At 70.0% G+C, this 696-nt stretch carries 1 rRNA gene and 1 pseudogene; both read left to right on the top strand.

Features of this window, described 5'->3' with window-relative positions:
* The first annotated feature begins 3 nt into the window (after nt 1–3).
* Nucleotides 4–120: ribosomal RNA gene (gene rrf / locus ABD831_RS22210) — 5S ribosomal RNA — on the top strand.
* A 119-nt stretch (nt 121–239) separates the two neighbouring features.
* Nucleotides 240–696: pseudogene (locus tag ABD831_RS22205) on the top strand (DEAD/DEAH box helicase); the annotation flags it as partial.

Genomic DNA, 696 nt, shown 5'->3' with positions numbered 1-696 from the left:
AGTTTCGGCTGTCATAGCGAAGGGGAAACGCCCGGCTCCATTCCGAACCCGGAAGCTAAGCCCTTCAGCGCCGATGGTACTGCACTGGTGACGGTGTGGGAGAGTAGGACGCAGCCGGACACACTTTGTCAGAGCGCCCCAGACGGAACTTCATTGATCCGACTGGGGCGCTCTTTCTTTTTATGCTCGACGACGCCAGAGGTGGCGCTGACCGCGGTCGGCGCGGAAGGATGCAGAACATGAGTGACCAGGACGGCAACGACAGCCGAGGCGACCGACGCGACCGTGACGGTGGCCAGCGAGGTCCCGCGCGCAGTGGCGGTGCCGGCCGAAGCTCAGGCGCTCCGAGGTCTGGTGGGCCCGGTTCGTCGGGCCCACGCCGGGACGATCGCGGCGGCTACCGCTCGGATGACCGCCGCTCCAGCGGTGGCAGCGATCGTGGCGGCAACCGGTCGGACGACCGCCGCTCCAGCGGTGGCAGCGATCGTGGCGGCAACCGGTCGGACGACCGCCGCTCCAGCGGTGGCAGCAGCGACCGTGGCGGCTACCGCTCGGACGACCGCCGCTCCAGCGGTGGCAGCAGCGACCGTGGCGGCTACCGCTCGGACGACCGCCGCTCCAGCGGTGGCAGCGATCGTGGCGGCTACCGCTCGGACGACCGCCGCTCCAGCGGTGGCAGCGATCGTGGCGGCTACC

It is taken from the genome of Terrabacter ginsenosidimutans (assembly GCF_039539425.1).
GTDB classification, from domain to species: domain Bacteria; phylum Actinomycetota; class Actinomycetes; order Actinomycetales; family Dermatophilaceae; genus Terrabacter; species Terrabacter ginsenosidimutans.
Note: the sequence above shows the minus strand (reverse complement) of the source record. Positions and strands in the feature narration are given on the sequence as shown.